Origin of the sequence: Marinitoga aeolica (assembly GCF_029910535.1) — a bacterium.
Lineage (GTDB): Bacteria > Thermotogota > Thermotogae > Petrotogales > Petrotogaceae > Marinitoga > Marinitoga aeolica.
The window spans coordinates 2168580-2195505 of record NZ_CP069362.1 but is presented as its reverse complement, the minus strand read 5'-3'; the positions used below and the strand labels follow the sequence as shown (position 1 = coordinate 2195505).

Below are 26926 nucleotides of genomic sequence, written 5' to 3'. Positions count from 1 at the left end.
AAATCACCTCGCAGATTTTAAAGCATACACTTCTGTTCCTATACCAGTTAAGAAATCCAATAATTCCACATCCTGATTTAATAATCTTATACATCCATGTGAAATCCTTTTCCCTATTTCCCATGGTTTTGTTGTTCCATGTATTCCATATTGTTCTACAGATAATTGCAGCCATCTACTACCAACACCATTTATAATAGATCCTGGTTTTATATATTCTCCATACCAGTATAAAGCAGGCTCTTTTTCTTTATACATTATTCTATAATACCCAGGTGGCGTCGCATCACTCCTTCCGACTGCTGCAGGAAAAGTTAATACCTTTTTTCCAAGATAATATAAATTAAGAATAGATTTATCAAGATCAACGGTAATTATCAGAGGACTTTCTCCAAATTTTAATTTCCCAATTTTTAATAATTGCCCTGGATAAATTGTTTTTGGATCTGAAATATTATTATATAATATTATTTCTCCAGGTTTCACATCATATTTTCTAGCAATTTTATATATAGAATCACCCTTCTTTACAAGGTAATTATCAATAAATCTTACCCTATAAGAAGCTCCTTTTAAATTTGATGATGCATAAAACCATCCTTTTTTGAAAAATTTAATTTTTTTTATTCTTTCAACATTATATTTATTTAAATAAAAAACTTTTATCTCATGAAAACCATCCTCAATACTTTCTGGTAAATAATATAAATTACTCTCGCTATTATATATTTTTATCCTATTATCAAGATATACATTTTCTACATTAAATCTCCCATTAGAGTTATTAACCAGAACACCTTTCCAACCATCCAATGTTTCTATAGTAGAAACTTCTACTTTTATTTCATCAAAAAAATCTTTAAGTTCAAGAAATTTATTAACTATTATTTTCTTTCTCCCATTTAAAGAATCATATTCTATCTCCAAATTTAGAACATCTTTCCTGCTAAAATCATCAATATTTATTCTTATATCAATATATGTCGGACTATAAGAATAATCTGGCATTATTCTAAAACCTATTGTAGTTAAAAAAACTTTTGGATTTATCATTCTTTCTTCGGTAATTGCTCTCAAATAAATAATATTATTATGAAATTTTAAAAATGTTATAGAATTCTTAGCCAGAATAATTGTTTGCAATATAATCAATAATCCTAAAAGCAATATCTCTTTTTGAACTTTTTTTAACATGGGTAACATCTCCCATTTTATTTATTATATCTATTTCATTTAAATTTGAATCAAAACCTATTTCTTTTTTAGATACATCATTTGCAATTATTAAATCACAATTTTTTTCCACCAATTTTCTTTTAGCATAATTTAATAAGTTGTTTGTCTCAGCAGCAAATCCAATTAATATTTGATTTTCTTTTTTTATTTTTCCTAATTCTTTAAGAATATCAGGATTTCTATCTAATTCCAATATTATATTTTCATTTTCTTTTTTTATCTTTTTATTGGAATAATTTTTTACTTTATAATCTGAAACAGCGGCGGACATAACAATTATATCTGAATTTTTATAATATTTCATTACTTCATTCTTCATTTCTAATGCAGTATTAACATTAATAAATCTTTTTAATATATATGGTGGATTTATATTTGTAGGACCAGAAATAAGAGTAACTTCAGCTCCTCTATAAGAAAATGCTCTGGCTAATTCATATCCCATCCTACCACTTGATCTATTTGTTATATTTCTAACAGGATCTATAGGTTCTACAGTAGGACCTGCTGTTATTAAAACTTTTTTCCCCTTCATATCTTTCTTTGTTAATACATATTCTAAATATTCCAAAATCATTTCATTATCTGGATATCTTCCTTTTCCTACTTCTCCACATGCCAAATGTCCAACTTCTGGTTCCACTATAATCCATCCATCTTTTTTCAAAATATCAAGATTTCTTTGTAATGTAGGGGATTCATACATTCTTGTATTCATAGTCGGCACTAATATTTTTGCTTCTTTCCTAAAAGCAAGAGCAATCAATGATAATAAATCATCTGCAAAACCATTAGCAATCTTTGCAATAATATTAGCTGTTGCCGGAGCTATTATTATTGCATCTGATTCCATAGAAAGTTGTGTATGAGGTATCCACCCATCCTTTACTTCATTAAAATAATCTGTATATACCGGACAATTTCCCACCGCTGAAAAAACCACAGGCGATATCATTTTTTTAGAATCTTCTGTTAAAACTATATTTAAATCCACATCCAACTTTCTCAATTTTGAAGATAAATCTACAGCTTTATATATAGCTATCCCACTACTTACACCTAATACTATCTTTTTATTTTTTAATATATTCATTTAAAAACACCTCTGCCTTTTTAAAACGAGATATTGTTTTTTCTTTCCCTAAAACCGATATAGATTCAAAAAGTCCTGGTGTAACTAGTTTACCTAAAACTACGCCTCTAATTGTTTGAAAAGTATTCTTTTTTGATGCTATCTTTAACTCTGCTAAATTTCTAATAACTTTTTCAACATTTTCAACTGTATAATCCTCTAATTCTTCAAATTTTTCTTTTGCAATTTTTATTAATTCTTCTGACCATTCTTTTTTTAAAAATTTTTCTATAAATTTTTCTTCGTAATCAAAATTTTCTATAAAGAAATTATATGAAAAATCTTTTAATTGTTTTAAAGTATTCACTTTTTCTCTACATATGGATAAAACATTTAGAGAATACTTTTTATCAGATAAAACCTTTTCTTTTAAATCTATATCTTCAATATAGTTCAACCAATCAATATATTCATCCATTAATATTTCAATATTTTTCATTCTAAGATGTTTTCCACAAATCCATTCCAATTTTTCATAATCAAAAATTACACCTTTATTAGAAAGTTTTTCTGGAGTAAAACTACCAACTTTACTCTTATAGTTAAAAATTTCATCTTCTATAGTCCACCCTAGTAACGCAAGATAATTCATTAAAGCTTCTTTCAATATACCTTCTTTTCTGAAATATTCAACTGAAGTTCCTCCATGTCTTTTGCTTAACGGTTTTCTATCATTTCCCAGTATTAATGGTATATGCATAAATTTTGGCGGAGTCCATCCCAAAGCTTCATATAGCATTATTTGTTTTTGTGTATTTGAAATATGGTCTTCGCCTCTAATTACATGAGTTATTTCCATAAAATGATCATCTATAACAACTGTAAAATTATACACAGGAATTCCATTAGAACGTTTGATAATAAAATCTTCTAAAAGATCATTCCTAAAAGTTATTTCCCCTTTTAATAAATCTACAAATTTCGTATTTCCTTTTTTATCTACCCTAAATTTAACTACAATACTTTCATCTTTAAATTTTTCTGGATACTCTGAAGATGTGTATATTTCATTATTATCTTTATCATAAACAGCATAATATGCTTTATTATTTTCAATCAAATAATTTATATATTTATCATATATTTCTAATCTTTCACTTTGCCTATAAGGACCATAATCTCCATTTATATCTGGACCTTCATCCCAAGTTAAACCACACCATTTTAATGAATTAATAATTTCATTTTCTGATTCTTTTGTAGATCTTTCAATATCCGTATCTTCAATTCTTAATATAAATTTCCCATTATATTTCCTTGCATATAACCAATTAAAAAGAGCTGTTCTCACTCCTCCAACATGCATACTACCTGTGGGACTAGGAGCAAATCTTAATCTAATCATATTAAAATTCTCCTCCTCTTACTTTATCAATAGAATTTTCTAACTTTTTTAGTAACATTTCTAATTCCTTTATATCATTTGCTATATAAATTTTAGCAAGCTTTCTATTATCTAAATATTTTTCTTCAATCAATACATTTTGTATTCTATCAGTCCAACCACCAGTTCTTTTTATTAAAATTACTGGTTTTTTATTTGCATATGCTCCTAAAATTTCTATTGCAGTCCCTATTTCTCCACCAATGCTTATAACAACATCAACACTTTTAACAAGAACATATGATCTCATTGAAAAATCCAACCCTGTTTTTATTGAAATATCAAGATACTCATTTCCTTCTATTTCCCAGGGCAATATTCCTATGCTTTTTCCACCATTTTCTTTTACAGATTTAGAAATCAATTCCATAATTCCATCTCTTCCACCACTAAATAAAGTCCAATTATTTTCAGCTATCATTTTTCCAATTTCATATACTATACCTTTTAGAGAATTGATTGGTTCTTCATTAGGGTTACCAGAATATCCAATCACACCTATATTCATTTTATCACCAACCTAAGTAATTTTCTATTACTACTTTATCTTTTAATACCTCTTCTGGATTCCCATAGGCAATAACATTACCTTTATGTAAAACATATAAAATATCTACAACTTCTGCAATTTCATCAACATTATGATCTGTAACAATAACTCCTAAATTTTTTTGAGACAACGTTTTTATTATTTTTTGTATATCTTTAACTGTAATTGGATCAATTCCAACAAACGGTTCATCTAATAAAATAAATTTTGGATTAGTTATCAAAGTTCTTGCAAATTCTAATCTTCTTTTTTCACCACCCGAAAGCGAATCTGCTATTTGCTCTCTTAATTCATATATTCCAAATTCGATTAAAATATCTTTTATGAAATCTTCCTTATTTTTAATTTTCAACATTGTAGCTATTAAATCCATATTATCCCAAACTGTCAAATTTCTGAATACCGACGGTTCCTGTGGAAGATATGCTATTCCAGTTTTTGCTCTTACATGAACAGGTAAATGAGTAATTTTTTTATCATCTAAATATATATCTCCACTTTTGGGAACTACGATTCCCAAAATTGATTTAAATAAAGTAGACTTACCAGCACCGTTGGGACCCAAAATCCCAACAATTTTGCCGGTGCTGGCTTTAAAATCTACTTTATTTAATACTGTTTTTCTTCCATATTTTTTTGTTATTTTTTTGCACACAAGATTATGCATAATATTATTTTTTCAATAATTCTATAATTTGTGGTGTAATATCAACTAATTCATCAGCATAAATTACAGACGGTTCATAAAGAACTAAATTATAACCATTTTCTTTTGCATATTCTATAACTTTATTCTTTACTTCATCTAATATCTGATTTGTTTTTTGTGTATATTCATCTTGAATTGCCTTTTGATATTCAGATACTCTTGTTTCCAATTCTTTTTGTTTTTGAGATAATTCTTCTGTAGATGCGCCTGATTTCTTTAAATTTTCAAAATCTTGTTTCATCTGATTGATTTTATTCTGATAATATTGAAGATCATTTTTATATTTTTCTTGTAAATCAACCCATTTGTAATAACTTTGCGTAACTTTTTGCATTTGTACAAAAGCAATTTTTAAATCCTTACCTGTTTGTTTAGAATTTTCTGAAATACCTATCTTAGGAATAAACAAAAATCCTAATAAAACAACTGCTACAACTAAAAATTTTGAAAAGTTTTTCACCAAAAACACCTCCTGAATTTTATTCTTAAGTTATATTATATCATTAATTCTTAGTTTTAAGAAAATATTTTTATAACTATTTTGTTTTACTTTTCTTAATTTATAATACATATTTTTGAATAATTAATTGATTTTTACTTAACATAATAATGATAATATTATAATACCCCTATCCTCCTTAAAATAAACTAAGGAATTTGCGGAGCTTAAATGCTCCGTTTTTTTTATTTAAAAAAAACCCTAATAGTGCTTCAGACTGATGACAAATTAAAGTATGAAAAAATATAAATGAAATTATGTATATTATTGGAACTCAAATATAAAACGAATGAAAACTCGAAGATTACCTAAGCTTCGCTTCGCGAAAAAATTTAAATATTATAAATTAAAATACCTATTTGTTTTAAAAATGTATTAAATTATATTTTTAATATAAAACTTTATCTATTTTTAATGCGTTGCATTAAAAATATGGTTTTTTCAGATTAGCAATCAAGCGTTTGAATGAGTTTTATTTTGATTCCAACTTTAGGAATAAGAATTTTCACTGGATGAATGATTGTTATTTTAAATATTTTATTTTGTACTTTGACTACAAAAGTAAGCCCCAATTGGGGCTTACTTTAAAATATTTTTCCTTTATATAATGGAAATTTTTCGCATAACTCTTTAACTCTAGATTTCATATTTTCCTTAAATGTATCGTCTAAAGTTCCATCTTCATCTTTTATATTAGATATAACTTCATTAATTAATTCTGCTATAATTTTCATTTCCTCTTCTTTCATTCCCCTTGTAGTTACTGCTGGTGTTCCAATTCTAATACCACTTGTGACAAATGGTGATCTTGTTTCTTTTGGAATTGTATTTTTATTAACCGTTATTCCAGATGCTTCTAATGCTTTTTCTGCAGCTTTACCTGTTACACCTTTTTCATTTAAATCCACTAAGAATAAATGAGAATCTGTACCTCCTGAAACGATTCTAAAACCTAATTTTTCCATTTCTTCAGCTAATTTTTTTGCATTTTTTATTACTTGTGCTTGATAGTCTTTAAATTCAGGAGACAAAGCTTCCTTAAAAGCTACAGCTTTTGCAGCAATAACATGCATTAATGGGCCACCTTGAATTCCAGGAAATATACTTTTATTTATTAATTTATATAATTCTTTATCATTTGTTAATATCATTCCACCTCTTGGTCCCCTCAACGTTTTGTGGGTAGTTGTTGTAACAACATGCGCATATTCCAAAGGATTAGGATATAATCCTGCAGCAACCAATCCTGCAAAATGTGACATATCAACTACCAAATAAGCTCCTACTTTATCAGCTATTTCTCTAAATCTTTTAAAATCTATTATTCTTGCATAAGCACTTCCCCCAGCAACAATAACTTTTGGTTTATGTTCTAAAGCCAATTTTTCCACTTCATCATAATCTATAACTTCTGTTTCTTCATTCACACCATATTGAACAACATTAAAAATTTTTCCCGAAAAATTAACAGAAGCTCCATGAGTCAAATGGCCGCCATGACTTAAAGACATCCCCATTAATGTTTCTCCAGTTTGCATTAATGCTAAATATACTCCCATATTTGCTTGAGAACCAGAATGTGGTTGAACATTTGCATACTTAGCCCCAAACAATTCTTTAGCTCTATTTCTTGCTAACGTTTCTGCTTCATCAACAAATTCGCAACCACCATAATATCTTTTCTTAGGATAACCTTCTGCATATTTATTAGTTAATACACTTCCCATAGCTTCCATCACAGCTTGTGATGCAAAATTTTCAGACGCAATTAACTCTAAACCATATTCTTGTCTGTTTAATTCTTTCATAACTATTTTATAAATTTCTGGATCTACATTTTTCAGATTTTCCCACATTTTAACTCCTCCTTATGTGATTTAATTCTTAATCAAAATAAAATTTAATTTTACAATTAACGTACATTACTGTTTTTAGTTTCGATCATATTATACAACATTATTTTTGTAAAAACCAGTATTGATATTGAAAAAAATTTCGTGAAAAATTTTTCACACAGCATATAATCACTTATAATTGTATATAACCAGATATATGGCTCCATAATCAACTTTGTAAATTTTAAATTAAAAGTGTAAAATAAAATCGAGAAAGAAACTAAATTTGGAGGGGTGATATTATGAATTTTGAAAGTAAATATTCTGTAACGGTAAAAAGAATTAAATCTAACATTATTAGAGAATTGTTAAAAACAGCTACTCAAGAAGGAATTATTTCTTTTGGTGGAGGTATTCCAGATCCAGAAACCTTCCCAATAGAAAAATTATCAGAAATTTCCAAAGAAGTTATTATGAATGAATATAAAATTGCTTTACAATATGGCTCTACGGAAGGAGATCCAGAATTAATTAAGCAATATATTAGATTATTAGAAAAATATGAGGGTATATCGGGATTAACAGAAGAAAATCTTATGATAACAACAGGTTCTCAACAGGCTTTATTTATTATTGGTACTGTATTTTTAGATGAAGATAGTTATTGTGCAGTTAGCAAACCTATATACTTAGGTGCTGGTAGTGCATTTAATCAAAGAAATCCTAATTATATAAGTATTCCTTTAGAAAAAGATGGAATGAATTTAGACATTTTAGAAGAAGAATTAGAAAAACTCAAAAAAGATGGAAAAATTGATAAATTTAAATTTGTATATACTGTAAGTAATTTCCACAATCCAGCTGGTACTACTTTATCTTTAGAAAAAAGAAAAAGATTAATTGAATTAGCAGAAAAATATGATTTCATTATCATTGAAGACGATCCATATGGTGCTTTAAGATTTGAAGGAGAAAAATTACCAAGTATTTTTAAATTAAATAACGGTGAAAGGGTTATCTTATTAAACACATTTAGTAAAGTATTATCTCCTGGTTTAAGAATTGGTGTAATCATCGGGAACAAACAATTAATAAGAAAAATGGTTTTAGCTAAACAGGGAATGGATTTATGTTCTTCAACATTAACTCAAAGAATTGCTGCAAGATTTATGGAAAAATATGACTTATTTGAAGAAATCCAACCAACAATAAAATTATATAAGGCCAAAAAGGATAAATTTATGGAAGCTTTAGATAAATATTTGGGAGATATTGATGGAATCGACTGGATACATCCTGAGGGTGGTTTATTTTCATGGATCAAATTACCTGAAGGATTTGATACAATGGAAATGTTTGAAATTGCTAAAGAAAATAAAATAATTTATATTCCAGGAGAAACATTTTACGTTGATGAGCCAGAAAGAAATACTCTGAGAGTATCATTCTGTTTACCTTCTTTTGAAGAATTAGAAGAGGGAACAAAAAGATTAAGAAAAACTATTGAAGAGTATGCTAGTAAAAAGGGTTTAGAGTTAAAATTAAAAAAATAACCACTAAGTGAGGTGAAAAAATGAATCGTATTTTAGTTATTAATCCAGGTTCTACTTCAACTAAAATTGCAGTCTTTGAAGACGAAAAATTAATAGTATCAGAAGAAGTTTCTCATTCTCCTGAAGAGTTAGATAAATATGAAAAATTAATGGATCAAATAGATTTAAGAAGAGATGAAATAAAAAGTTTTATTGAAAAATATGGCTATAAAATAACTGACTTCAATGCTATCGCAGCAAGAGGAGGTGTGTTACCTCCTTTAGAAAGTGGAACATATAGAGTAACAAAAGAAATGGTGGATTTCCTGAAAAACAAAACAAAAATAGAACATGCTTCAAATTTAGCTGCAGTGATTGGTTGGGAATTAGCAGAAAATAATATACCTGTATTTATTACTGATCCCGTTTCTGTTGATGAATTTATTCCTGAATCAAGAATTTCTGGGATACCTGAAATTGAAAGAAAGAGTTTGTATCATGCATTAAATATGAAAAGTGTTGCACGTAAAGCGTCTAAAGAATTAAACAAAAAATATGAAGAATGTAATTTTGTAATAGCACATTTAGGTGGCGGTATATCAATTGGAGCACAAAGAAAAGGAAAAATGATTGATGTTAATAATGCTAATGATGAAGGTCCATTTAGTCCTGAAAGAACAGGTGAATTGCCTGTTGGAGATTTAGCTAAATTAGCATTTTCAGGAAAATATGAAAAAAGAGAATTAAAAAAGAGATACATTGGAAAAGGTGGTTTAGTTGCATATCTCGGAACCAATGATTTAAGAGTTGCAATGAAAAAAGCAGAACATGATGAATATGCAAAAAAAGTTGTTGAAGCTATGGCATATCAAATTGCAAAAGAAATTGGAGGAATGGCTGCTGTATTAAAAGGAGAAGTTGACGCAATTATTATCACCGGTGGAATGGCCCGAAATGATGATTTCATTGATATGATAAGACAAAGAATATCAAAAATCGCCTTAATAATGTTGTATCCAGGTTCATTTGAGATGGAAGCATTAGCCGAAGGAGCCCTAAGAGTTCTAAATAATGAGGAAAAGGCTAAAGATTGGAAAATGTGAGGTGAAAATATGCGAATTAATAAAATTATTGAATTAACAAAAAATTTAGAAACAAAAAAAACTATTGGTGTAGCTGCTGCCGAAGACGATGTGGTTTTAAAAGCTGTTTCACGCGCAGTTAAAGAAGGAATATGTAACGCTGTTTTATATGGAAATGAAAATAAAATAAAAGAAATAGCTCAAGAAAACAATATAGATATTTCAAAAATGGAAATTGTCCATTGCAATTCAAATAAAGAATCTGTTATAAAAACTATAGAAGATGTGTCTGCTGGAAAAACTGATTTGCCTATGAAAGGTCATATAACAACAGGTGAATTATTGTCAGTATATTTAAAAGAAGAATATGGGCTAAGAACCAAAGGCACAATTAATTTGGTAAGTGTTTTTGATATAGAAAAATATCATAAATTACTAATTGTTACAGATGCTGGTATGGTTATAGCTCCTACGCTTGAGCAAAAAGTGGATTCAATAAATAATGCTGTAAAAGTAGCTAATTCATTAGGAATACAAAACCCTAAAGTAGCAATTGTTGGGGCATTAGAGAAGGTTAATCCAAAGATGCAGGCAACTATGGATGCTGCTATAATAACTCAAATGAATAGAAGAGGACAGATAAAGGGATGTATAGTCGACGGACCATTCGCTATGGATAATGCTATTTCAAAAGAAGCTGCAGAACACAAAGGTATTAAAAGTGAGGTTGCTGGAGATGCAGATATTGTAATTATGCCTGACATTGAAGCAGGTAATATTTTCTATAAATCTATGGTATTTTTAGCAGGTTCTAGTGTCGCAAGTACAATACTTGGTGGAAAAAAACCTGTAGTTTTAACTTCAAGAGCAGATTCTGATGATGCAAAGTTGCTTTCAATTGCATTATCTGTACTCTTGGCTTAGGAGGTAATAATATGCATAAAATATTGGTTATAAATCCTGGTTCAACATCCACAAAGTTAGCTATATATGAAGACGAAAAATTGATCTCTAAAGATACTGTAAGGCATTCATCAGATGAATTAGCTCCATTTAAACATATAGCTGAACAATATGAATTTAGAAAAGAAGTTATAAAGAAATTTTTAGAAAAAGAAGGGTATCATCTTTCATTTTTTTCTGCTATTGTTGGAAGAGGTGGATTGCTAAGACCTATCCCGGGTGGCGTGTATGAAATCAATGAATTAATGAAAGAAGAATTAAGAGAAGGAAAATTTGGCGAACACGCTTCAAATTTAGGCGCATTAATTGCACACGAATTAGCTTCTGATTATAATATTCCTTCTTTCATAGCCGATCCTGTTGTTGTAGATGAAATGATTGATATTGCTAGATTTTCAGGACATCCAGATTTTGAAAGGAAATCTATTTTTCACGCATTAAACCAAAAAGCAGTTGCCAGAGCTACTGCAGAAAAAATGAATAAAAAATATGATGAAGTCAATTTAATTGTTGTACATATGGGCGGAGGAATATCTATAGGAGCCCATAAGAAAGGAAAAGTCATTGATGTGAATAATGCATTAGATGGTGACGGCCCTTTTACCCCCGAAAGGTCTGGTACATTACCAATGACACAAATTATTGATTTAGCTTATTCAGGTAAAATGACTTTAGATGAAATGAAAAAAAGAATAAAAGGGAAAGGCGGATTAGTCGCTTACCTCGATACAAACGATGCATTAGAAGTTCAAAAAAGAGTTGAAAATGGAGAAGAATATGCTACCTTAATATACAAAGCAATGGCTTTACAAATTTCTAAATGGATTGGTAAAATGGCAGCTGCTTTAAGCTTTGAAGTTGATGGAATTGTATTAACAGGTGGATTAGCATATGATAAAAATAATATGGTTAAGTGGTTAACTGAACATACAGAATTTATTGCACCAATTTATGTTGTACCTGGTGGTGATGAAGAAAGAGCATTAGCAGAAGCTGCTCTAAGAGTACTAAAAGGCGAAGATAAAGCAAAAAAATATCCACCTACGGAGGTAAATAATGCTTAATACTAATTATAAATGTCATGTGATTATTGGAATGTTTGGTTCCGGAAAAACTGAAATTGCTTTAAATTCTGCAATATATTTAAAAGAAAAATATGAAAAAGTATCAATTGCAGATATTGATGTAATTAGTCCTTATTTCAGAACAAGAGATGAAATTGATGTATTAGAAAATATGGGAATAAAAGTTATAACTCCTCCAAGACAATTTATGCATGCTGATTTACCAATAATACCACCTGCGGTTGGGGGATATATTGTTAATCCTGAATATCAAACAATAATAGATGCTGGTGGTAACGAGGACGGTTCTACAGTTGTTGGTTCATTAAAAAATTTTTTGGATCAAACAAAAACAGCTACATATTTTGTTGTTAATACAAAAAGACCTTTTATGAACACTGTTGAAGATATTGAATACTATATTGAACGTTTAAGTGCAAAAGCTAGAAGAAAAGTGGATTTTTTGATATCTAACTCTAATTTACAAGACGAAACAACAAAAGAAATTATTTTAAATGGTGAAAAAACGTTAAAAAGGGTTTCGGAAAAATTAGGAATTCCTATTGCTTTTACTGTTGTTCCTGAATTTTTAAAGGATATAGAAACAGAATATCCAAAATTTATATTAAAAAGATTTTTAGATAAAGTATATCAATTATAGAAGGAGGGATACGATGGAATACAAGAACAAAGTTGAAATTGATCAAGAAAGATGTAAAGGATGTGGTCTTTGTATAGATGCATGTCCAACAGGAACATTAGGATTTTCTGAAGGATTTAATGCAAAAGGTTATCATCCTGCTGCAGTTTTAAATCCTGAAAAATGTATTGGTTGTGGTTTCTGTTATCAAATGTGTCCCGATGTATGTATAACAGTTTCAACATTAGAAAAAGCTAAAGCTTAAGGAGGGATATTAATGGCTGAAAAAGTAATGGTAAAAGGTACTGAAGCAATTGGTGAAGCCGCCATAAGGGCTGGATGTAGATTATATTTTGGTTATCCTATTACTCCACAAAGCGAATTAACTGAATATATGTCAAGAAGAATGCCTCAAGTTGATGGTGTTTTTTTACAAGCAGAAAGTGAAGTAGCTGCTGTAAATATGTTATATGGTGCTGCATCAACAGGACATAGAGTTATGACTTCAACATCTTCACCCGGTTATAGTTTAATGCAGGAAGGGGTTTCATATATCGCAGGTGCAGAATTACCTGTTGTATTTGTAAATGTTGTTAGAGGTGGTCCAGGTTTAGGTGATATTCAACCTGCTCAAAGTGATTACTTTCAAGCTACAAAAGGTGGAGGACATGGTGATTATAGATTAGTTGTTTATGGTCCAGAATCATTACAAGAAGCTGTAGAACTGACTGCAAAAGCTTTTGATGTAGCTGATAAATATAGAAACCCTGCTTTAATACTTGCAGATGGTATGTTAGGTCAAATGATGGAACCTGTTGAATTCCCTGAATTTAGAGATTTAAACACATTACCAGATCATAGCTCATGGGCTATGCAAGGAGCAAAAGGTAGAGAACCTCATAAAATAACTTCATTTGATATAAACGAATACGTTTTAGAACAAATGAATTTAAGATATCAAGAAAAATATAAGAAAATCATTGAAAATGAACAAATGTGGGAAGAATATAAAACAGAAGATGCTGATGTTATTATAGTGGCTTATGGTACAATGGGAAGGATAGCAAAAACAATTGTAAACATGGCTAGAGAGAAAGGCGTTAAAGCTGGTTTATTTAGACCTATTACATTATGGCCTTATCCTTATGATGCATTGGCAAAATTAGCTGATCAAGCAAAATTATTCTTCACAGTAGAAATGAGTATGGGTCAAATGGTAGAAGATGTAAAATTAGCTGTAAATGGTAAAAAACCAGTAGAATTCTATGGAAGAACTGGTGGGGTTGTTCCTACACCAAATGAAGTATTAGCAAAATTAATGGAATTGATATAAGAAAGGAGGAAAATTATGTCTTATAAAATAAAATTCAAAGGCCCTGAAGCATTGAGTGGAAAGGAATTTACATATTGTCCAGGATGCCATCATGGAATTGTTCATAGACTTGTTGCAGAAGTAATTGATGAATTAGGTATAAGAGAAAAAACTTTAATGGTTGCTCCAGTTGGTTGTTCAGTTTTTGCATATGAATTTTTTGATGTTGATGGAACTGTTGCACCACACGGAAGAGCTCCAGCAGTAGCAACAGGTATGAAAAGAGCTATGCCAGAAAATGTTGTATTCACTTATCAAGGTGATGGTGATTTAGCTGCAATTGGTACAGCTGAAATTTTACATGCCGCTAATAGAGGAGAAAAAATTACAACAATTTTCATCAATAACGCTATATATGGTATGACTGGAGGACAAATGGCTCCAACTACATTATTAGGAATGAAAACAACTACTTCACCATATGGAAGAAGTGCTGAGAATGAAGGTTATCCAATCCATATGGCTGAGTTATTATCTAACTTACCAGGTGTAGCATACTTGGCAAGAACAAAAGTTAACAAACCACAAGATGTAATAAAAACTAAAAAAATGATAAAAAAAGCTTTCTTAGCTCAAATTGAAGGTAAAGGTTTCGGTATGGTTGAAGTATTATCAACATGTCCTACAAACTGGGGTATTCCACCAGTTGAAGCAAATAAATGGTTAGAAGAAAATATGGTTCCAGAATATCCATTGGGCGTTTACGTTGATAAGGTGGGTGATGAAAAATGAAACATCATGCATTTATAGCTGCAGGATTTGGTGGTCAAGGTGTAATGTTATTTGGGAAAATATTATCTTTAGCTGCAATGTATGAAAATATGTATACGACATGGTTACCTTCATATGGTCCTGAAATGCGTGGAGGTACAGCAAATTGTACAGTAGTTCTCTCAGAAGAATATATTGCCTCACCTGTTGTAGACCAACCAACAGAAGTTATTGCATTTAATATCCCTTCAATGTATAAATTTGAAAAATTATTACCAGAAAATGGTATTTTATTATTAAATTCATCAGTTATCGATAGAGATCCAGAAAGAAAAGATATCCAGGTTTATAAAATTCCTGCAAACGAAATTGCCGATGAATTAGGAAATGTTAAAGTCCAAAATATGGTTATGTTAGGCGCTTATTTAAAAGCTACAAATGCTGTTTCCTTTGATTCAGTAAAAAAAGCTTTAGAAAAATCATTAAAAGGTAAAAAAGCAGCATTATTGGATATAAATTTAAAAGCTATTGAAGCAGGAATGAATGCTTTAGTTAAATAAAAATAATAATCCCCGGTGATTTTTTCACCGGGGATTATTCATAAAACTCTATTTTATTTTTTCCATTATCCTTAGCTTTATATACAGCTAAATCAGCTTCCTTAATTAATTGATCTACATTTTTATTTCCATCAAATATTGACAACCCTTGGCTTACTGTGATTTTAATTTGATGACCATTTATATGTACAATATTATTCTCTACTGCCAATCTTATTCTTTCGGTAACTTTAAGAGCATTTTCTTTAGATATATTAGATAATACAATCAGAAATTCCTCTCCGCCAAGTCTTCCAATGGAATCATAATATCTAATCTTTTTTCTTATAAGTTCAATAGTTTTCCTCAAAACTTCATCCCCTGCATCATGCCCATATGTATCATTAACTTTCTTAAAATTATCAAAGTCAAGCATTGAAATAACAAATGTTCTATTTTCTCTTTTCGATCTTTCTATCTCTTTTTTTAAAATGTCTGTAATAGCTCTTCTGTTATAAACACCTGTTAAATAATCTATTAAAGATAATTTTCTTAATTCATTTATTAACTTAACTTTTTTTAACCCTAATTCTACTCTATAATTTAATTCTTCAATATTAATTGGATTTAAAATAAAATCATCCGCTTCTAATAAATTTTCGCTCATTGAATCAACTACTAGAATTGTATAAATATCACTATTTACTATATCACTAGATACAATAATATTTACAGAATTTAATTCTGTATTTTTATCAATAAGTACGTATTCGAATTTTAATTTTTTTAAAATTTTCTTATCTATAATCCCTTTTTCTATCGCAATCATACTATTATTATACCATAAAAATCCACATCTAACGATGTGGGCTAAGAATTTTTTATCATTTTATGAGCTTCTTGTAATTCTTCATGAACAATCTTTTTAGCATCATTAAATAATTTAAATATTGCTTCATATTTTAGATCACAAAAAACTATATTACCTTCTTTTCTTTTTCTAATTATACCAACATTTTCTAAAATTTTTAAATGCTGAGAAACGCTTGATTGTGTTAAATCAAGCTCTTCTGAAATTTCAATTATATTGCATTTTCTATTTTTTAATATTTTTAATATTCTCAAACGTGTGGGATGAGACAATGCCTTAAATATTTCTGCAATTAATTCACATTCATCCATTATTTTAGCTCCTCTTAATTTCTATATTAATACTCTTATAGTATAATCCAATTTATTTAAAATATATCATGAATAAATTTAACTTTCTATTAATTTTCGCGCTTCAATAATTCCATGGGCTGTAGCATGTACTATACTTCTTGTTTGTCCTGAACAATCTCCAATAAATTTTAAATTTTCAAATAAATTGTTATCTAATTTTTTACCATAAAATTTAACTTCTACTCCATATAAAAGATTTTCTTCATCTGCTATTCCAGGAATAATATTATTTAAATTATCTATAAATTCTATTAATGATATAGATGTTTTACTTGGAAAAACCAAGTTCAGATCACCTAAAACATATTCTTCCTGACTTAAGGTCGGGAATACTTTCCATAACTTTTTTGTTCTTTTACCTTTTTTAAAATCTCCATATGTCTGAAGTATAACCTTATTCCCGCCAGCTAAGATATTGGATAATTTTGCAATGTATGATCCATAACCATTTGGATCATTAAATGGTTTAGTAAATGAATGAGTCACTAAAATTGCAAAATTAGTATTTGTAGATTTTTGGTCGTGAATAGCATGACCATTTACTGTAATAAAATCCGAATACTTTTCTGTAACAACATATCCTGAGGGGTTATTACAAAAAGTTCTTACTAATTGACCATTTGAAGATTTAAATTTTACTTTAAATTCATATAATGCCTCATTTAATTCTTTAACTACAATATCAGGTAATTCAAATCTAACTCCCAAATCAACTTTAGTATTGGATAATATAATATCAGGATACTTTTTTGTTAAAGTATCTATTAATTTAAATCCACTCCTTCCTACAGCAACATAAACCTTATCAAATGCTTCTTTTATTTCATTCCTTGTTTCTCTGTCTATATATTTAACAATTACTTTTTCATTAATTTCTATATCTTTAACTAATGAATTAAATTTAAAATTAACACCCTTTCTAACAAATTCTTCATGTGCATTTTTTAAGAATATTTTTAGTTTATCTGTTCCTATATGGAAAAATTCTGATTCTACTAATTTAAATCCATTAATAAAAAACTTTTTTTGTAATTCTTCAAGATTTTCTCTTGTACCTATCTCGGGCTCTGTTTCCGATAATTCTGAATAATAATCCACAATTTCTTTCTGTAGTTGTTTATCAAATAGTATCTCTTCCAAATCACCACCCATTTCAGATGAAACAAATAGTTTTCCATCTGCCCTGATACCACTAATTGAAGAAGAAAAAATATCTCTATTCATTTCGTAGACAGTTACCTCATGTTTAGAAGTATCAATTTCTTTCAAAAAACCAACTGCAGCAGCACCAAACCCTATAATAGCGATTTTCACAGCCTTCAACTCCTTTCAAAAAAATAAAAAAACTGAAACCCGTAGGTTTCAGTTAGTATTATCTCTTTATAGTATAGTAACATCTTTTGGGAGATTCAATTTTCTCCTCTTTCTTTAATTTTTTTATAGCCTTATCTACTTCTTTTTTATCAATCCCAGCTTTTTCCGCAATCTCTCCAGCTTTTAAAGGTTCTTTAGATTCAGATAAAACTTTAACAACTAATTCGATTGAGTCCATTTTATCCCCTCCTCAACAAATTTTATTATATTATATTTTTTATATTTTGTCAAATTTTAATTCATCTCTTTTTGAAGATTCATAACCATCTTGGGAACTATTTTTCGAGGTGTAAATCTAATTGAGAATGCTAAAAATTTATTTCTAAAACCTGGAATAATAACTTGTTTTTTATTCATTAAACCGTTATATGCAATTTCCGCTACTTTTTGTGGACGCATTGGTTTTAAAGCCTGGAATAATTTTGATTTTTCCATATTCGCTCTTTTTACAAAACCCGTCGATGTTGCACCTGGACATAATGCGCTAACAGAAATATTTTTGTCTTTTAATTCTTCATTTAATGCTTCACTAAAATTTAGTACATATGCTTTTGAAGCATAATAATTAGCCATTAATGGTCCTGGTTGAAATGCAGCGGTTGATGCAACATTTAATATTTTTCCTTCATTATATTTTATCATATCATCTAAAAATAGTTTTGTTAAATGAACTAATGTAACAACATTTAATTGAATCATATTTAATTCTTTTTCTATATCTAAATCATAAAATTTTCCAAAAGTAGCATATCCAGCGTTATTTACTAAAATATTTATAAATATATTTTTTTGCTTAATTTCATTGTATAGTTCTTTTGGTGAATTTGGATTAGATAAATCTTTTTTTATTATAATAACTTTTATATTATACTTTTTTTCTAAATCATCTTTTATTCTTTGTAATTTATCATAACTTCTAGCAATCAACACTAAATTATGCTTGTTTTTTGCAAATATTTTTGCTAATTCTAATCCTATTCCACTAGATGCACCAGTTATTAATGTATATTTTTCCATATAGTCCTCCTATTTCAATAAAAATCCAATTTTATATACGTTATTTAATTTTCCCAATCCATGTGGTGATAATTTTGTTATTTCATACGTTAAATCTTTGCCAGCTTCATGCCTCCCTTTATGTTCTCCATTTTTCCATAAGTCAGAATGGGACATATCATATATTACACCATTTACTGCTACATATGCCTTATTACCATTCTTTCCATTATAAATAGATAATTCTTTTTCATTTAAAACTAAATATCCCACTTTAAAAACATTATCTAATTTCTTTAATCCATGAGGAGATAATTTTGTTATTTCGTATGTTAAATCCATTCCTGCACTATGTCTTCCTTTATGTTCTCCATTTTTCCATAACTTAGAATGAGACATATCATATACTATTCCATTTACAGCTACATATGCTTTGTTTCCGTCTTTACCATTAAATTTTTTTAAATCATTCAAATCCAGAATCAAAACACCTATTGGATAAACATTATCTAATTTTTTCAAACCATGTGGTGATAATTTAGTTATTTCATATGTTAAATCCATTCCTGCATTATGCCTTCCTTTATGTTCTCCATTTTTCCATAATTTAGAATGGGACATATCATATATTATGCCATTTACAGCTACATATGACTTTTTTCCATTTTTTCCATTAAACTCTTTTAAATCATCTAAAGTAAAACCTAAAATTCCAACAATATCAAATTTCTCTAATTTCCCAATCCCATGAGGAGATAATTCTTTTATTTCATATGTTAAATCCATTCCTGCATTGTGTTTTCCTTTATGTTCCCCGTTTTTCCATAATTTAGAGTATGTGAGATCATAAACTAAGCCATTTATACCCACCCATGCATCTGAACCATCTTTACCATTATTTTTTACTAATTCACTATATGGAACTATTTTATATTTTGTTCCAAAATCCTCAAATTTCACATCTAAAATATTTACATATTCACCAAATACAGACAAACCTAAAATAAATATAGTGACAAATAAAAAAACTTTTTTCATAATTTTCCCCTCCTATAATAACCATGGGTTAATTAAATGAATTAATAATAAGACAATTAATATAAAACCTAAATATCTATGCCATTTAACCCATATCTTTTTAAATACTTGCACCTTACCCAACCAATACATTAAAAACATTAAAATTATTCCTAACCACAATATCACACCAGTATGTAAATATAAATTTCCATTTAATGCTAAATAACCATGAATAATACCTGTTATAATTAGTAATATTCCAGATAATTTATGATATCTTTTTAAGATATTCATTATTACAACAAAATATTTTGCAACTTTTGATTTTTTGTCTTTAATAATATACTTATAAATTCTTCTTGATATAAATAATGAAAGATTAAACACCAATAAAAATACGTTTATCCAACCTAATAATTCAATTATTTCCTGCACTTCAATTCCTCCATTATCATTTAATTAATCCTAACCCCTTTAAATAATTTTTTGCAACAATTTCTGGTTCCATACCTTTTACATCAACTAAATAGTTAAGTCTAATGATTATATTTTCATTTAAATAAAGAGTCAAAGGTTTCAAAATTTCTTTTATTTCAGGATATTTATTCAAAACTTCTTCTCTAACCAATACAGCTGGATTATATAACGGGAAAAAGCTTTTATCGTCTTTTAATACAGTTAAATTATATTTTAATAATTTTGCATCAGTTGAATATACCATAGCTACATCTATTTTCCCTGCTGACACTGCTTCATATGTTAAACCCGCTTCCATAGTTTTCACATATTTCTTAGGAACATTCATATTATAAGCATTTGCCATTGCAAAAAAACCATCCGCTCTTTCATAAAATTCAGGATTAACTCCAAATATCACCTTATTTCCATTATTCACAAATTTTGCTAAATCTGAAAGAGTTCTAATATTATTTTTTTCTGCAAATTCGTTTCTAACAGCCATAGCATATGTATCATTAAACGGTATCATATTTATCCAAACAATTTTATTTTTTTCATAATCAAGTTTTGCAACCTCATTGAATAATTCATATGGATCATATATATTCTTTTTTTGTTTAAAATAAGCTGCCCATGCTGTTCCAGTATATTCAGAATAAATGTCTACCTGTCCATTTTCTATAGCAGCCCTTAATGGAAAAGATGTTAACCCAAATTGTTCTTCAACCTTAAATCCTGCATCTTTTAAAAGTAAAGATATCATATTTGCAATAACATATCCTTCTGTAAACATTTTTGACCCAACAACTATTGTTTTAGCAGCAAAAACATTAAAACTCATGATAACTAACAACAAAATAACTCCAAATTTTTTCATAAAAATACCCCCTTAAATTTCAGTAATTAATCCTCTTGAAACAAATTTTTTCTCTAATATTCCTAGTAATGTATCTACTAATATTGCTAATAATGAAACAGGCAACACACCAGCAAATATTATAGGACCATTATAATGTGATAACCCTGTAAATATTATCACTCCTAATCCCCCACCTCCAATAACAGAGGCTACAGTAGCAGTTGCAATATTTATTATTGCAGAATTTCTTATTCCAGAAAAAATAGCTGGTAATGCTATTGGAATTTCAACCTTATATAAAATATCTTTTTCATCCATTCCCATACCTTTTGCTACTTCTATAATTTTTGGACTAATATTAATTATTCCTGATGTTGTGTTAAATATTATAGGAACTAATCCATATAAAAATAACGATGTTATAGCAGTTATTTTTCCAATTCCCATAAATAAAAATATTAAAGCAATTACCGCAATGCTGGGAACAGATTGAGTAACTCCAGTTATTGAAAGTGCAATATTGGTGTATTTTTTTCTTTTTTCTCTAGTAATATATATACCTATAAAAACTCCAACAATGACAGATAAAGTCCAAGAAAAGAAAAATATCATCAGATGTTCCAATGTCCTTTCAATAACAACATCAATATTATCCACCATATATGAAAAAATATTCATATTATTCCTCCAATATTGAATCGTATTTTAATATTCCAATAACTCTTCCATCTCTCAAAACTGGTAAATAATGTATATTTCTCTTAAACATTATGTTTAATCCTTCTAAAACACTATCATTATAGTTGATATATTCTTTTCTCAAATAATAATTATTATTTTTAATATCACTTTCTGTTAAAAACCCTTCATATTTCTCATTAAATACGATATAACACGATTTTTTATCTACCTTTATTTCATTAAATGATTTTATAATTTTATAATCATTTACTATAACTTTTTCTGCTTTAACAAATTCTAAAAAATTTAATTCAGCATTTTTGCCTAATAATTCTTTAACAAACTCATTTTTTGGTTTCTTTATTATGTTTAAAGTAGAGTTATATTGTACTAATTCACCATTATTAAATATTGCTATTTTATCAGCTAATTTAATTGCTTCTCTTATATCATGCGTAACAAAAACAATAGTTTTTTTTAATTTATTTTGTATTTCCAGGAAAACATCTTGTAAAACTTCTCTATTAATAGGGTCTATAGCCCCAAAGGGTTCATCCATTAATAATATTTTCGGATCCGCTGCTAAAGCCCTTGCTACTCCAATTCTCTGTCTTTGGCCACCAGATAATTCCATTGGATATTTATTTATTACTTCATCATATTTTAAATTTATTAAGTTTATAAGCTCTTTTACTCTATTTTTGATTTTTTTCTTATTCCATCCTAACAATTTCGGAACAACTGCTATATTATCAAAAACATTATAATGTGGAAATAAACCTATTTCTTGAATAACATATCCTATTTTCCTTCTTAATTGAATTTTATCTATATTATCTATAGATATTCCATCAAATAATATATCACCAGACGTTCTTTCAATTAGTCTATTTATTAATTTTAATGTTGTAGTTTTCCCACAACCTGAGGGGCCTATTAATACAGTGATTTTTCCATCTTCAATATTTAAATCGAGATTTTTCACAGCATATTTATCATTATATTTTTTTGATAGATTTTTTAATTCTATAGACATATATATCCTCCATCATTTACTCTTTAATTTTAAACCTCTAGGAGTAATTATTTCTTCAAGTTTTAACATTAAATAATTTAACCCAATTCCCAATACTGCTAATAATATAACTCCTGTAATAATCATATCGTATCTCCCGCGACTTAAACCAGCAAATATAAAATATCCTAATCCTCCTGCAGCTATATAATAACCAATTGTCGCTACACCTACGCCCATCACTACTGAATTTCTTATTCCAGACATAATTATAGGAATAGATAAAGGGATTTTTATTTTAAATAAGATTTGTAATTCGGTCATTCCCATTCCTCGAGCGGATTCTACAATACTTTTATCCAAAGAATGAATAGCAACTAAAGTATTTCTTATCATTGGAAGAAGAGAATAAATTATCAAAGCAATTATTGCAGGAGTTTTACCTAAACCCATATGAAGAGGAGCAAGAAGTATTACCATTATACCAAATAATGCTGGACTCGGAATAGTCATCAATATACCAGCTATATACAATACTATCTTTGATAGAGTTTTATTTTTAGAAATTAAAAGCCCTATTCCTACCCCTATAAGAATTGCAAAAGGTAATGCAGTTCCAATTATACGTAAATGATTAAGTAATTCTTTTATAATTTTTTCATAATTATATGATAAATATTCTAAATAATCCATCTTTTCACCTACGGTTTCTATATATAAAAATTATAACAAAAAATTATAATAAATACAAATTTATACTAAAATTTTTTGTTTAAATAGAAAAATCATAATTATGGTTTATTTCATAAATATGATTTTGATCATATTCAAAACTTTTGATTTTTGCAGGAATCCCTGCAACCAGGCAATTTGAAGGAACATTTCTTAAAACTACCGAATTAGCAGCTATTACTGAATTATCACCTATTATTATATCTCCTAAAACCTTAGCGCCTGCTCCAATAATTACATTCTCACCAATGTCTGGATGTCTTTTTCCTTTTTTAATATGTTTTGCACCTAAGGTTACTTGATGATATATTAAAGTACCACTTCCAACAGTAGTTGTAGAACCTATAACTACACCAATTCCATGATCAATTACAATACCGGCATCAAGTTTTGCAGCTGGATGAATATCCATTGAATATAATATTTTACTTAACATATATAAGAAATATGAAATTGGATATATTTTATATTTGTGAAAAAAATGATATATTCTATATAATACCAAACCATGAAATGCGGTATTAAATAGAATTATTCCTAACTTTCTATTAGATGCTGGATCCTTTTTTAAATATTCATTTAAATCCCTATTAAGGTCAAAAAATATTGAAAGAAAATCTTTAAAGAATTTTATTATCATATTTATAAAATCACCTCATTTACGATAAATATTATCATATTTATTATAACATAAATTGGATAAAAAATATCTTATTTAAATTAAATTTATGTAAAAAAGCGCAGTTAAAACTAACTGCGCCATAATATCTATTTTTATTTTAAAATTCCTTTTATAATTAATTCTGTTGCTTCATCTTCATCTAATCCTTTTGCCATTAATGTTTCCAATTGTTGAGGGTTTACCCTTCCTACAGATGCTTCGTGAGTTAATTCTGAAAGATCATTTTTTACTCTTAAAATAGGTATTGTACTAATGTTTACATTTGAGCCTTTACTTATTTCTGTACATTCAATATGACCTTTTGAATACGGTGCATTTCCATATGCTTCATTTACTACCTCTGCTTTTGTCGAATCCTGAGCAAAAATATAACTTTTTGCAATACCTGAAGAATATTCCCCATTAAGATTCACTATTTCTCTTATTTCTAATTCATCATCTTTTTTTCCCCAAACCTTAGATTCCAACAATGCTTTAGAACTCTCATCCAGATCTACAAACATATCTATTTTTAATTTACCTGCTCTTGATTTAGTTAATTTAAATCTGCTGTCGAAAACTGAATTTTTTCCAACTTTTGTGTAATATGATGTTTCTAAAAATATACCATCTTTTTCGTTATGAAAATGTTCATCTTCCATAAACACAACAGAATTTTCTCCTATTATCATTTCAGAATCCATTTTATGATGAATTTTTCCAAATGGGAAAGAACAATGCGATAAAAATTTAATATCACAATTATTCCCTATTTTATATTTTGCATTAATATATTGTTCTCCTTGATTTCTTAAAAAACCAACGCATAAATGTATTGGTTTATCCAATTTCACGCCATCTTCTATTATCATTTCATAATTTACAACACCCTCAGAGGTTTCAACATTCAAATGAATACCTTCAACTGTATTTTTACCCAACACTTTATCTCCACTTATGATGAGGGAAACTATATCTTTACTTAGTAAACTACTTACATCACCACCAGCTTGTTCATAAGCTTTTTCTATCATTTCAAATTCTTTGGCATAATTTTTTTCTATATTCATAATTTCACCTCATTTTCAAAAAAATCGATTGGAACATTTATGTGGGCACAATTATCACAAGTAGTTTTATAAACTTCTGAAACCTTTTTCGGATCGCCTTCAGCTTTAATTCTTCCAGAGCATATTAAAAATGCTTCATCAGCAATTTCTGCAATTTCTTCCCTATGAGTTATGCTTAAAACAGATCCACCATTAGCAGTTATCATTTTAAATATTCTTTCTATCATAATATTTGACATCATATCTATTCCAGAATCCGGTTCATCAAAAATTGCAAATTTAGGTTTTAATATAATTAAAGAAGCTAATTCTATTCTTTTTCTTTCGCCACCCGAAAGCGTTTTATCAACCTTTCTATGTAAATAAAATGGATTTAATCCAACTAAATTCAATATTTCTATCAGTTCATTTTCACTTAATTTTATTCTTTTTCCAAGAGTTAAATATTCTTTTACACCTAAACCTTCAAATCTTGCTGGTTCCTGCCATGCCATAGTTATACCTAATTTTGCTCTTTCAGTTATATTAGTATCAGTTATATCCTGTCCTTCAAAAAATATTTTACCACCGTGGTTTCCTTTATATCCATCTAATCCCATTATTATTCTTGCCAAAGTGGATTTCCCAACACCATTATTTCCCAAAACAGCATATATTTTCCCTTTTTCAAAGGTATAAGTAATATCTTCCAATATTTTTCTCGAACCCGTTGTAAAATTAATGTTTTTCAATTCAAGCATATTAATTCCTCCCTAACTAAAACTAATTTTATTTTATCAAATAAATGTAAAAATTATTCCTACAAAAGTTCTCTAATATAAGATTTTGTAAAAAAAAGATTAATATGCTATAATTTCTTATAGTAAAGACATACCGATGAGGTGTTTTATGAATATTTTAAGAACCGAAATTATGGATATTAAATACGATATAATAAAATCAAAGCGAAAAAGCCTTTCTATTACCATAGAAAATAACGGAAACGTAATTGTTAGGGCACCAAAATTTCTTTCAGATTACGAAATAAAAAAATTTATTTTTGATAAAAGAAAATGGATTATATCGAAATTAACCAATATTAAGCCTATTAAAGAAAAAGAGTATAGAGATGGTGAAAAATTCCTTTATCTTGGTAAATACTATAAATTAATAACTATTGAAGGCAATTATGGAGTAGGTATTCAGAATGATTTTATATATATCTCCTTAAAAAAAGACTTTTTTGACAATATTTCATTGAAAAAAGAAATGATTTTAAAGTGGTATAAAAATGAAGCAAAAAAAATTATTAATGAACGTTTAGAATATTATTCTAAAATAATGAATTTAAAATATGGGAAGGTATATATAAGAGATCAAAAAACTCGTTGGGGAAGTTGTTCTGGGAAAAATAATCTCAGTTTTAATTTTAGAATAATAATGGCTCCTATGAGAAAAATAGATTATATAATAGTTCATGAATTAGCTCACATATTACATAAACATCATCAGAAAAGTTTTTGGGATTACGTATCAAAATATTGTGATGATTATTTAGAATCAAGAAAGTGGTTTAGAGAAAATGGCAAATATTTAATATTATAGGAG

General features: G+C 28.2%; 31 protein-coding genes. 10 read left to right on the top strand and 21 right to left on the bottom strand.

Annotation, left to right across the window (positions count from 1 at the left end):
- Positions 1 to 3: 3 nt before the first annotated feature.
- The 7 genes from JRV97_RS10395 to glyA form a co-directional block, all read right to left on the bottom strand.
- Positions 4 to 1194, bottom strand: a complete 1191-nt coding sequence (locus tag JRV97_RS10395; protein ID WP_280998618.1) for a L,D-transpeptidase family protein — start codon at positions 1192 to 1194, stop codon at positions 4 to 6.
- The gene (gene coaBC / locus JRV97_RS10390; RefSeq protein ID WP_280998617.1) at positions 1121 to 2329 is read right to left on the bottom strand and encodes a bifunctional phosphopantothenoylcysteine decarboxylase/phosphopantothenate--cysteine ligase CoaBC; all 1209 of its coding nucleotides are present in this window, start codon (positions 2327 to 2329) and stop codon (positions 1121 to 1123) included. Before coaBC ends, JRV97_RS10395 begins: the two co-directional genes overlap by 74 nt.
- Positions 2310 to 3713 carry a glutamate--tRNA ligase gene (gene gltX, locus JRV97_RS10385; RefSeq protein ID WP_280998616.1) on the bottom strand — a complete coding sequence of 468 codons (1404 nt, stop codon included), beginning with the start codon at positions 3711 to 3713 and terminating at the stop codon, positions 2310 to 2312. The genes coaBC and gltX overlap by 20 nt, the downstream gene beginning before the upstream one ends.
- Position 3714: 1 nt before the next feature.
- Complete coding sequence (locus JRV97_RS10380) at positions 3715 to 4260, bottom strand: TIGR00725 family protein (RefSeq protein WP_280998615.1); 546 nt, start codon at positions 4258 to 4260, stop codon at positions 3715 to 3717.
- 4 nt (positions 4261 to 4264) lie between these two features.
- Positions 4265 to 4969 carry an LPS export ABC transporter ATP-binding protein gene (gene lptB, locus JRV97_RS10375; protein ID WP_280998614.1) on the bottom strand — a complete coding sequence of 235 codons (705 nt, stop codon included), beginning with the start codon at positions 4967 to 4969 and terminating at the stop codon, positions 4265 to 4267.
- A 4-nt stretch (positions 4970 to 4973) separates the two neighbouring features.
- Complete coding sequence (locus tag JRV97_RS10370) at positions 4974 to 5471, bottom strand: OmpH family outer membrane protein (protein ID WP_280998613.1); 498 nt, start codon at positions 5469 to 5471, stop codon at positions 4974 to 4976.
- Between the two features lie 623 nt (positions 5472 to 6094).
- The gene (glyA, locus tag JRV97_RS10365) at positions 6095 to 7366 is read right to left on the bottom strand and encodes a serine hydroxymethyltransferase (protein WP_280998612.1); all 1272 of its coding nucleotides are present in this window, start codon (positions 7364 to 7366) and stop codon (positions 6095 to 6097) included.
- Positions 7367 to 7647: 281 nt separating this feature from the next.
- On the opposite strand from glyA, the gene JRV97_RS10360 reads away from it, so the two are divergent.
- Genes JRV97_RS10360 through JRV97_RS10320 form a run of 9 tightly spaced genes read left to right on the top strand, consistent with a single transcriptional unit; the run spans position 7648 to position 15269 of the window.
- Complete coding sequence (locus JRV97_RS10360) at positions 7648 to 8898, top strand: aminotransferase-like domain-containing protein (protein ID WP_280998611.1); 1251 nt, start codon at positions 7648 to 7650, stop codon at positions 8896 to 8898.
- 20 nt (positions 8899 to 8918) lie between these two features.
- Positions 8919 to 9980: a butyrate kinase gene (buk, locus tag JRV97_RS10355; protein ID WP_280998610.1), complete on the top strand. Its 1062-nt coding sequence runs from the start codon at positions 8919 to 8921 to the stop codon at positions 9978 to 9980.
- 9 nt (positions 9981 to 9989) lie between these two features.
- Positions 9990 to 10883, top strand: coding sequence for a bifunctional enoyl-CoA hydratase/phosphate acetyltransferase (locus JRV97_RS10350; RefSeq protein ID WP_280998609.1), 894 nt, complete (start codon positions 9990 to 9992; stop codon positions 10881 to 10883).
- Positions 10884 to 10894: 11 nt separating this feature from the next.
- Positions 10895 to 11986, top strand: coding sequence for a butyrate kinase (buk, locus tag JRV97_RS10345; RefSeq protein WP_280998608.1), 1092 nt, complete (start codon positions 10895 to 10897; stop codon positions 11984 to 11986).
- A complete protein-coding gene (locus tag JRV97_RS10340; protein ID WP_280998607.1) occupies positions 11979 to 12647 on the top strand; it encodes a cobalamin biosynthesis protein CobQ in 669 nt (222 codons plus the stop codon). The genes buk (JRV97_RS10345) and JRV97_RS10340 overlap by 8 nt, the downstream gene beginning before the upstream one ends.
- 13 nt (positions 12648 to 12660) lie before the next feature.
- Entirely contained in the window at positions 12661 to 12891 is a 231-nt protein-coding gene (locus JRV97_RS10335) for a 4Fe-4S dicluster domain-containing protein (protein WP_047264906.1), read from the top strand.
- 12 nt (positions 12892 to 12903) lie between these two features.
- The gene (locus tag JRV97_RS10330) at positions 12904 to 13959 is read left to right on the top strand and encodes a 3-methyl-2-oxobutanoate dehydrogenase subunit VorB (protein WP_280998604.1); all 1056 of its coding nucleotides are present in this window, start codon (positions 12904 to 12906) and stop codon (positions 13957 to 13959) included.
- Positions 13960 to 13974: 15 nt separating this feature from the next.
- Positions 13975 to 14730 carry a thiamine pyrophosphate-dependent enzyme gene (locus tag JRV97_RS10325; protein ID WP_280998603.1) on the top strand — a complete coding sequence of 252 codons (756 nt, stop codon included), beginning with the start codon at positions 13975 to 13977 and terminating at the stop codon, positions 14728 to 14730.
- The gene (locus JRV97_RS10320; RefSeq protein ID WP_280998602.1) at positions 14727 to 15269 is read left to right on the top strand and encodes a 2-oxoacid:acceptor oxidoreductase family protein; all 543 of its coding nucleotides are present in this window, start codon (positions 14727 to 14729) and stop codon (positions 15267 to 15269) included. Before JRV97_RS10325 ends, JRV97_RS10320 begins: the two co-directional genes overlap by 4 nt.
- A gap of 34 nt (positions 15270 to 15303) precedes the next feature.
- Here the strand turns inward: JRV97_RS10320 and JRV97_RS10315 are convergent, their stop codons facing one another.
- The 14 genes from JRV97_RS10315 to JRV97_RS10250 all read right to left on the bottom strand — a co-directional run bounded on the left by JRV97_RS10315 (position 15304) and on the right by JRV97_RS10250 (position 26079).
- Positions 15304 to 16077 carry a GGDEF domain-containing protein gene (locus JRV97_RS10315; protein ID WP_280998601.1) on the bottom strand — a complete coding sequence of 258 codons (774 nt, stop codon included), beginning with the start codon at positions 16075 to 16077 and terminating at the stop codon, positions 15304 to 15306.
- A gap of 41 nt (positions 16078 to 16118) precedes the next feature.
- Positions 16119 to 16430, bottom strand: a complete 312-nt coding sequence (locus JRV97_RS10310) for an ArsR/SmtB family transcription factor (protein ID WP_280998600.1) — start codon at positions 16428 to 16430, stop codon at positions 16119 to 16121.
- Between the two features lie 78 nt (positions 16431 to 16508).
- Positions 16509 to 17786: an NAD(P)/FAD-dependent oxidoreductase gene (locus tag JRV97_RS10305; RefSeq protein ID WP_280998599.1), complete on the bottom strand. Its 1278-nt coding sequence runs from the start codon at positions 17784 to 17786 to the stop codon at positions 16509 to 16511.
- 58 nt (positions 17787 to 17844) lie between these two features.
- Positions 17845 to 18024 carry an HTH domain-containing protein gene (locus tag JRV97_RS10300; RefSeq protein ID WP_280998596.1) on the bottom strand — a complete coding sequence of 60 codons (180 nt, stop codon included), beginning with the start codon at positions 18022 to 18024 and terminating at the stop codon, positions 17845 to 17847.
- A gap of 56 nt (positions 18025 to 18080) precedes the next feature.
- A complete protein-coding gene (locus tag JRV97_RS10295; RefSeq protein ID WP_280998594.1) occupies positions 18081 to 18863 on the bottom strand; it encodes an SDR family NAD(P)-dependent oxidoreductase in 783 nt (260 codons plus the stop codon).
- 9 nt (positions 18864 to 18872) lie between these two features.
- A complete protein-coding gene (locus JRV97_RS10290) occupies positions 18873 to 19880 on the bottom strand; it encodes a cytochrome b5 domain-containing protein (RefSeq protein ID WP_280998592.1) in 1008 nt (335 codons plus the stop codon).
- Between the two features lie 12 nt (positions 19881 to 19892).
- Positions 19893 to 20297: a hypothetical protein gene (locus tag JRV97_RS10285; RefSeq protein WP_280998590.1), complete on the bottom strand. Its 405-nt coding sequence runs from the start codon at positions 20295 to 20297 to the stop codon at positions 19893 to 19895.
- A 16-nt stretch (positions 20298 to 20313) separates the two neighbouring features.
- Positions 20314 to 21198 carry an ABC transporter substrate-binding protein gene (locus tag JRV97_RS10280; RefSeq protein ID WP_280998588.1) on the bottom strand — a complete coding sequence of 295 codons (885 nt, stop codon included), beginning with the start codon at positions 21196 to 21198 and terminating at the stop codon, positions 20314 to 20316.
- 12 nt (positions 21199 to 21210) lie between these two features.
- The gene (locus JRV97_RS10275; RefSeq protein ID WP_280998586.1) at positions 21211 to 21858 is read right to left on the bottom strand and encodes an ABC transporter permease; all 648 of its coding nucleotides are present in this window, start codon (positions 21856 to 21858) and stop codon (positions 21211 to 21213) included.
- Between the two features lies 1 nt (position 21859).
- A complete protein-coding gene (locus tag JRV97_RS10270; protein WP_280998584.1) occupies positions 21860 to 22897 on the bottom strand; it encodes an ABC transporter ATP-binding protein in 1038 nt (345 codons plus the stop codon).
- A 12-nt stretch (positions 22898 to 22909) separates the two neighbouring features.
- Positions 22910 to 23569: an ABC transporter permease gene (locus JRV97_RS10265; protein ID WP_280998582.1), complete on the bottom strand. Its 660-nt coding sequence runs from the start codon at positions 23567 to 23569 to the stop codon at positions 22910 to 22912.
- A gap of 79 nt (positions 23570 to 23648) precedes the next feature.
- Positions 23649 to 24248: a serine O-acetyltransferase EpsC gene (gene epsC, locus JRV97_RS10260; protein ID WP_280998580.1), complete on the bottom strand. Its 600-nt coding sequence runs from the start codon at positions 24246 to 24248 to the stop codon at positions 23649 to 23651.
- 134 nt (positions 24249 to 24382) lie between these two features.
- A complete protein-coding gene (locus JRV97_RS10255; protein ID WP_280998578.1) occupies positions 24383 to 25339 on the bottom strand; it encodes a SufB/SufD family protein in 957 nt (318 codons plus the stop codon).
- Positions 25336 to 26079 carry an ATP-binding cassette domain-containing protein gene (locus JRV97_RS10250; protein ID WP_280998576.1) on the bottom strand — a complete coding sequence of 248 codons (744 nt, stop codon included), beginning with the start codon at positions 26077 to 26079 and terminating at the stop codon, positions 25336 to 25338. The genes JRV97_RS10255 and JRV97_RS10250 overlap by 4 nt, the downstream gene beginning before the upstream one ends.
- A gap of 148 nt (positions 26080 to 26227) precedes the next feature.
- Between JRV97_RS10250 and JRV97_RS10245 the strand changes: the two genes are divergently transcribed.
- On the top strand, positions 26228 to 26923 hold the full coding sequence (locus JRV97_RS10245; RefSeq protein ID WP_280998574.1) for a M48 family metallopeptidase: 696 nt from the start codon (positions 26228 to 26230) through the stop codon (positions 26921 to 26923).
- Positions 26924 to 26926 lie beyond the last annotated feature (3 nt).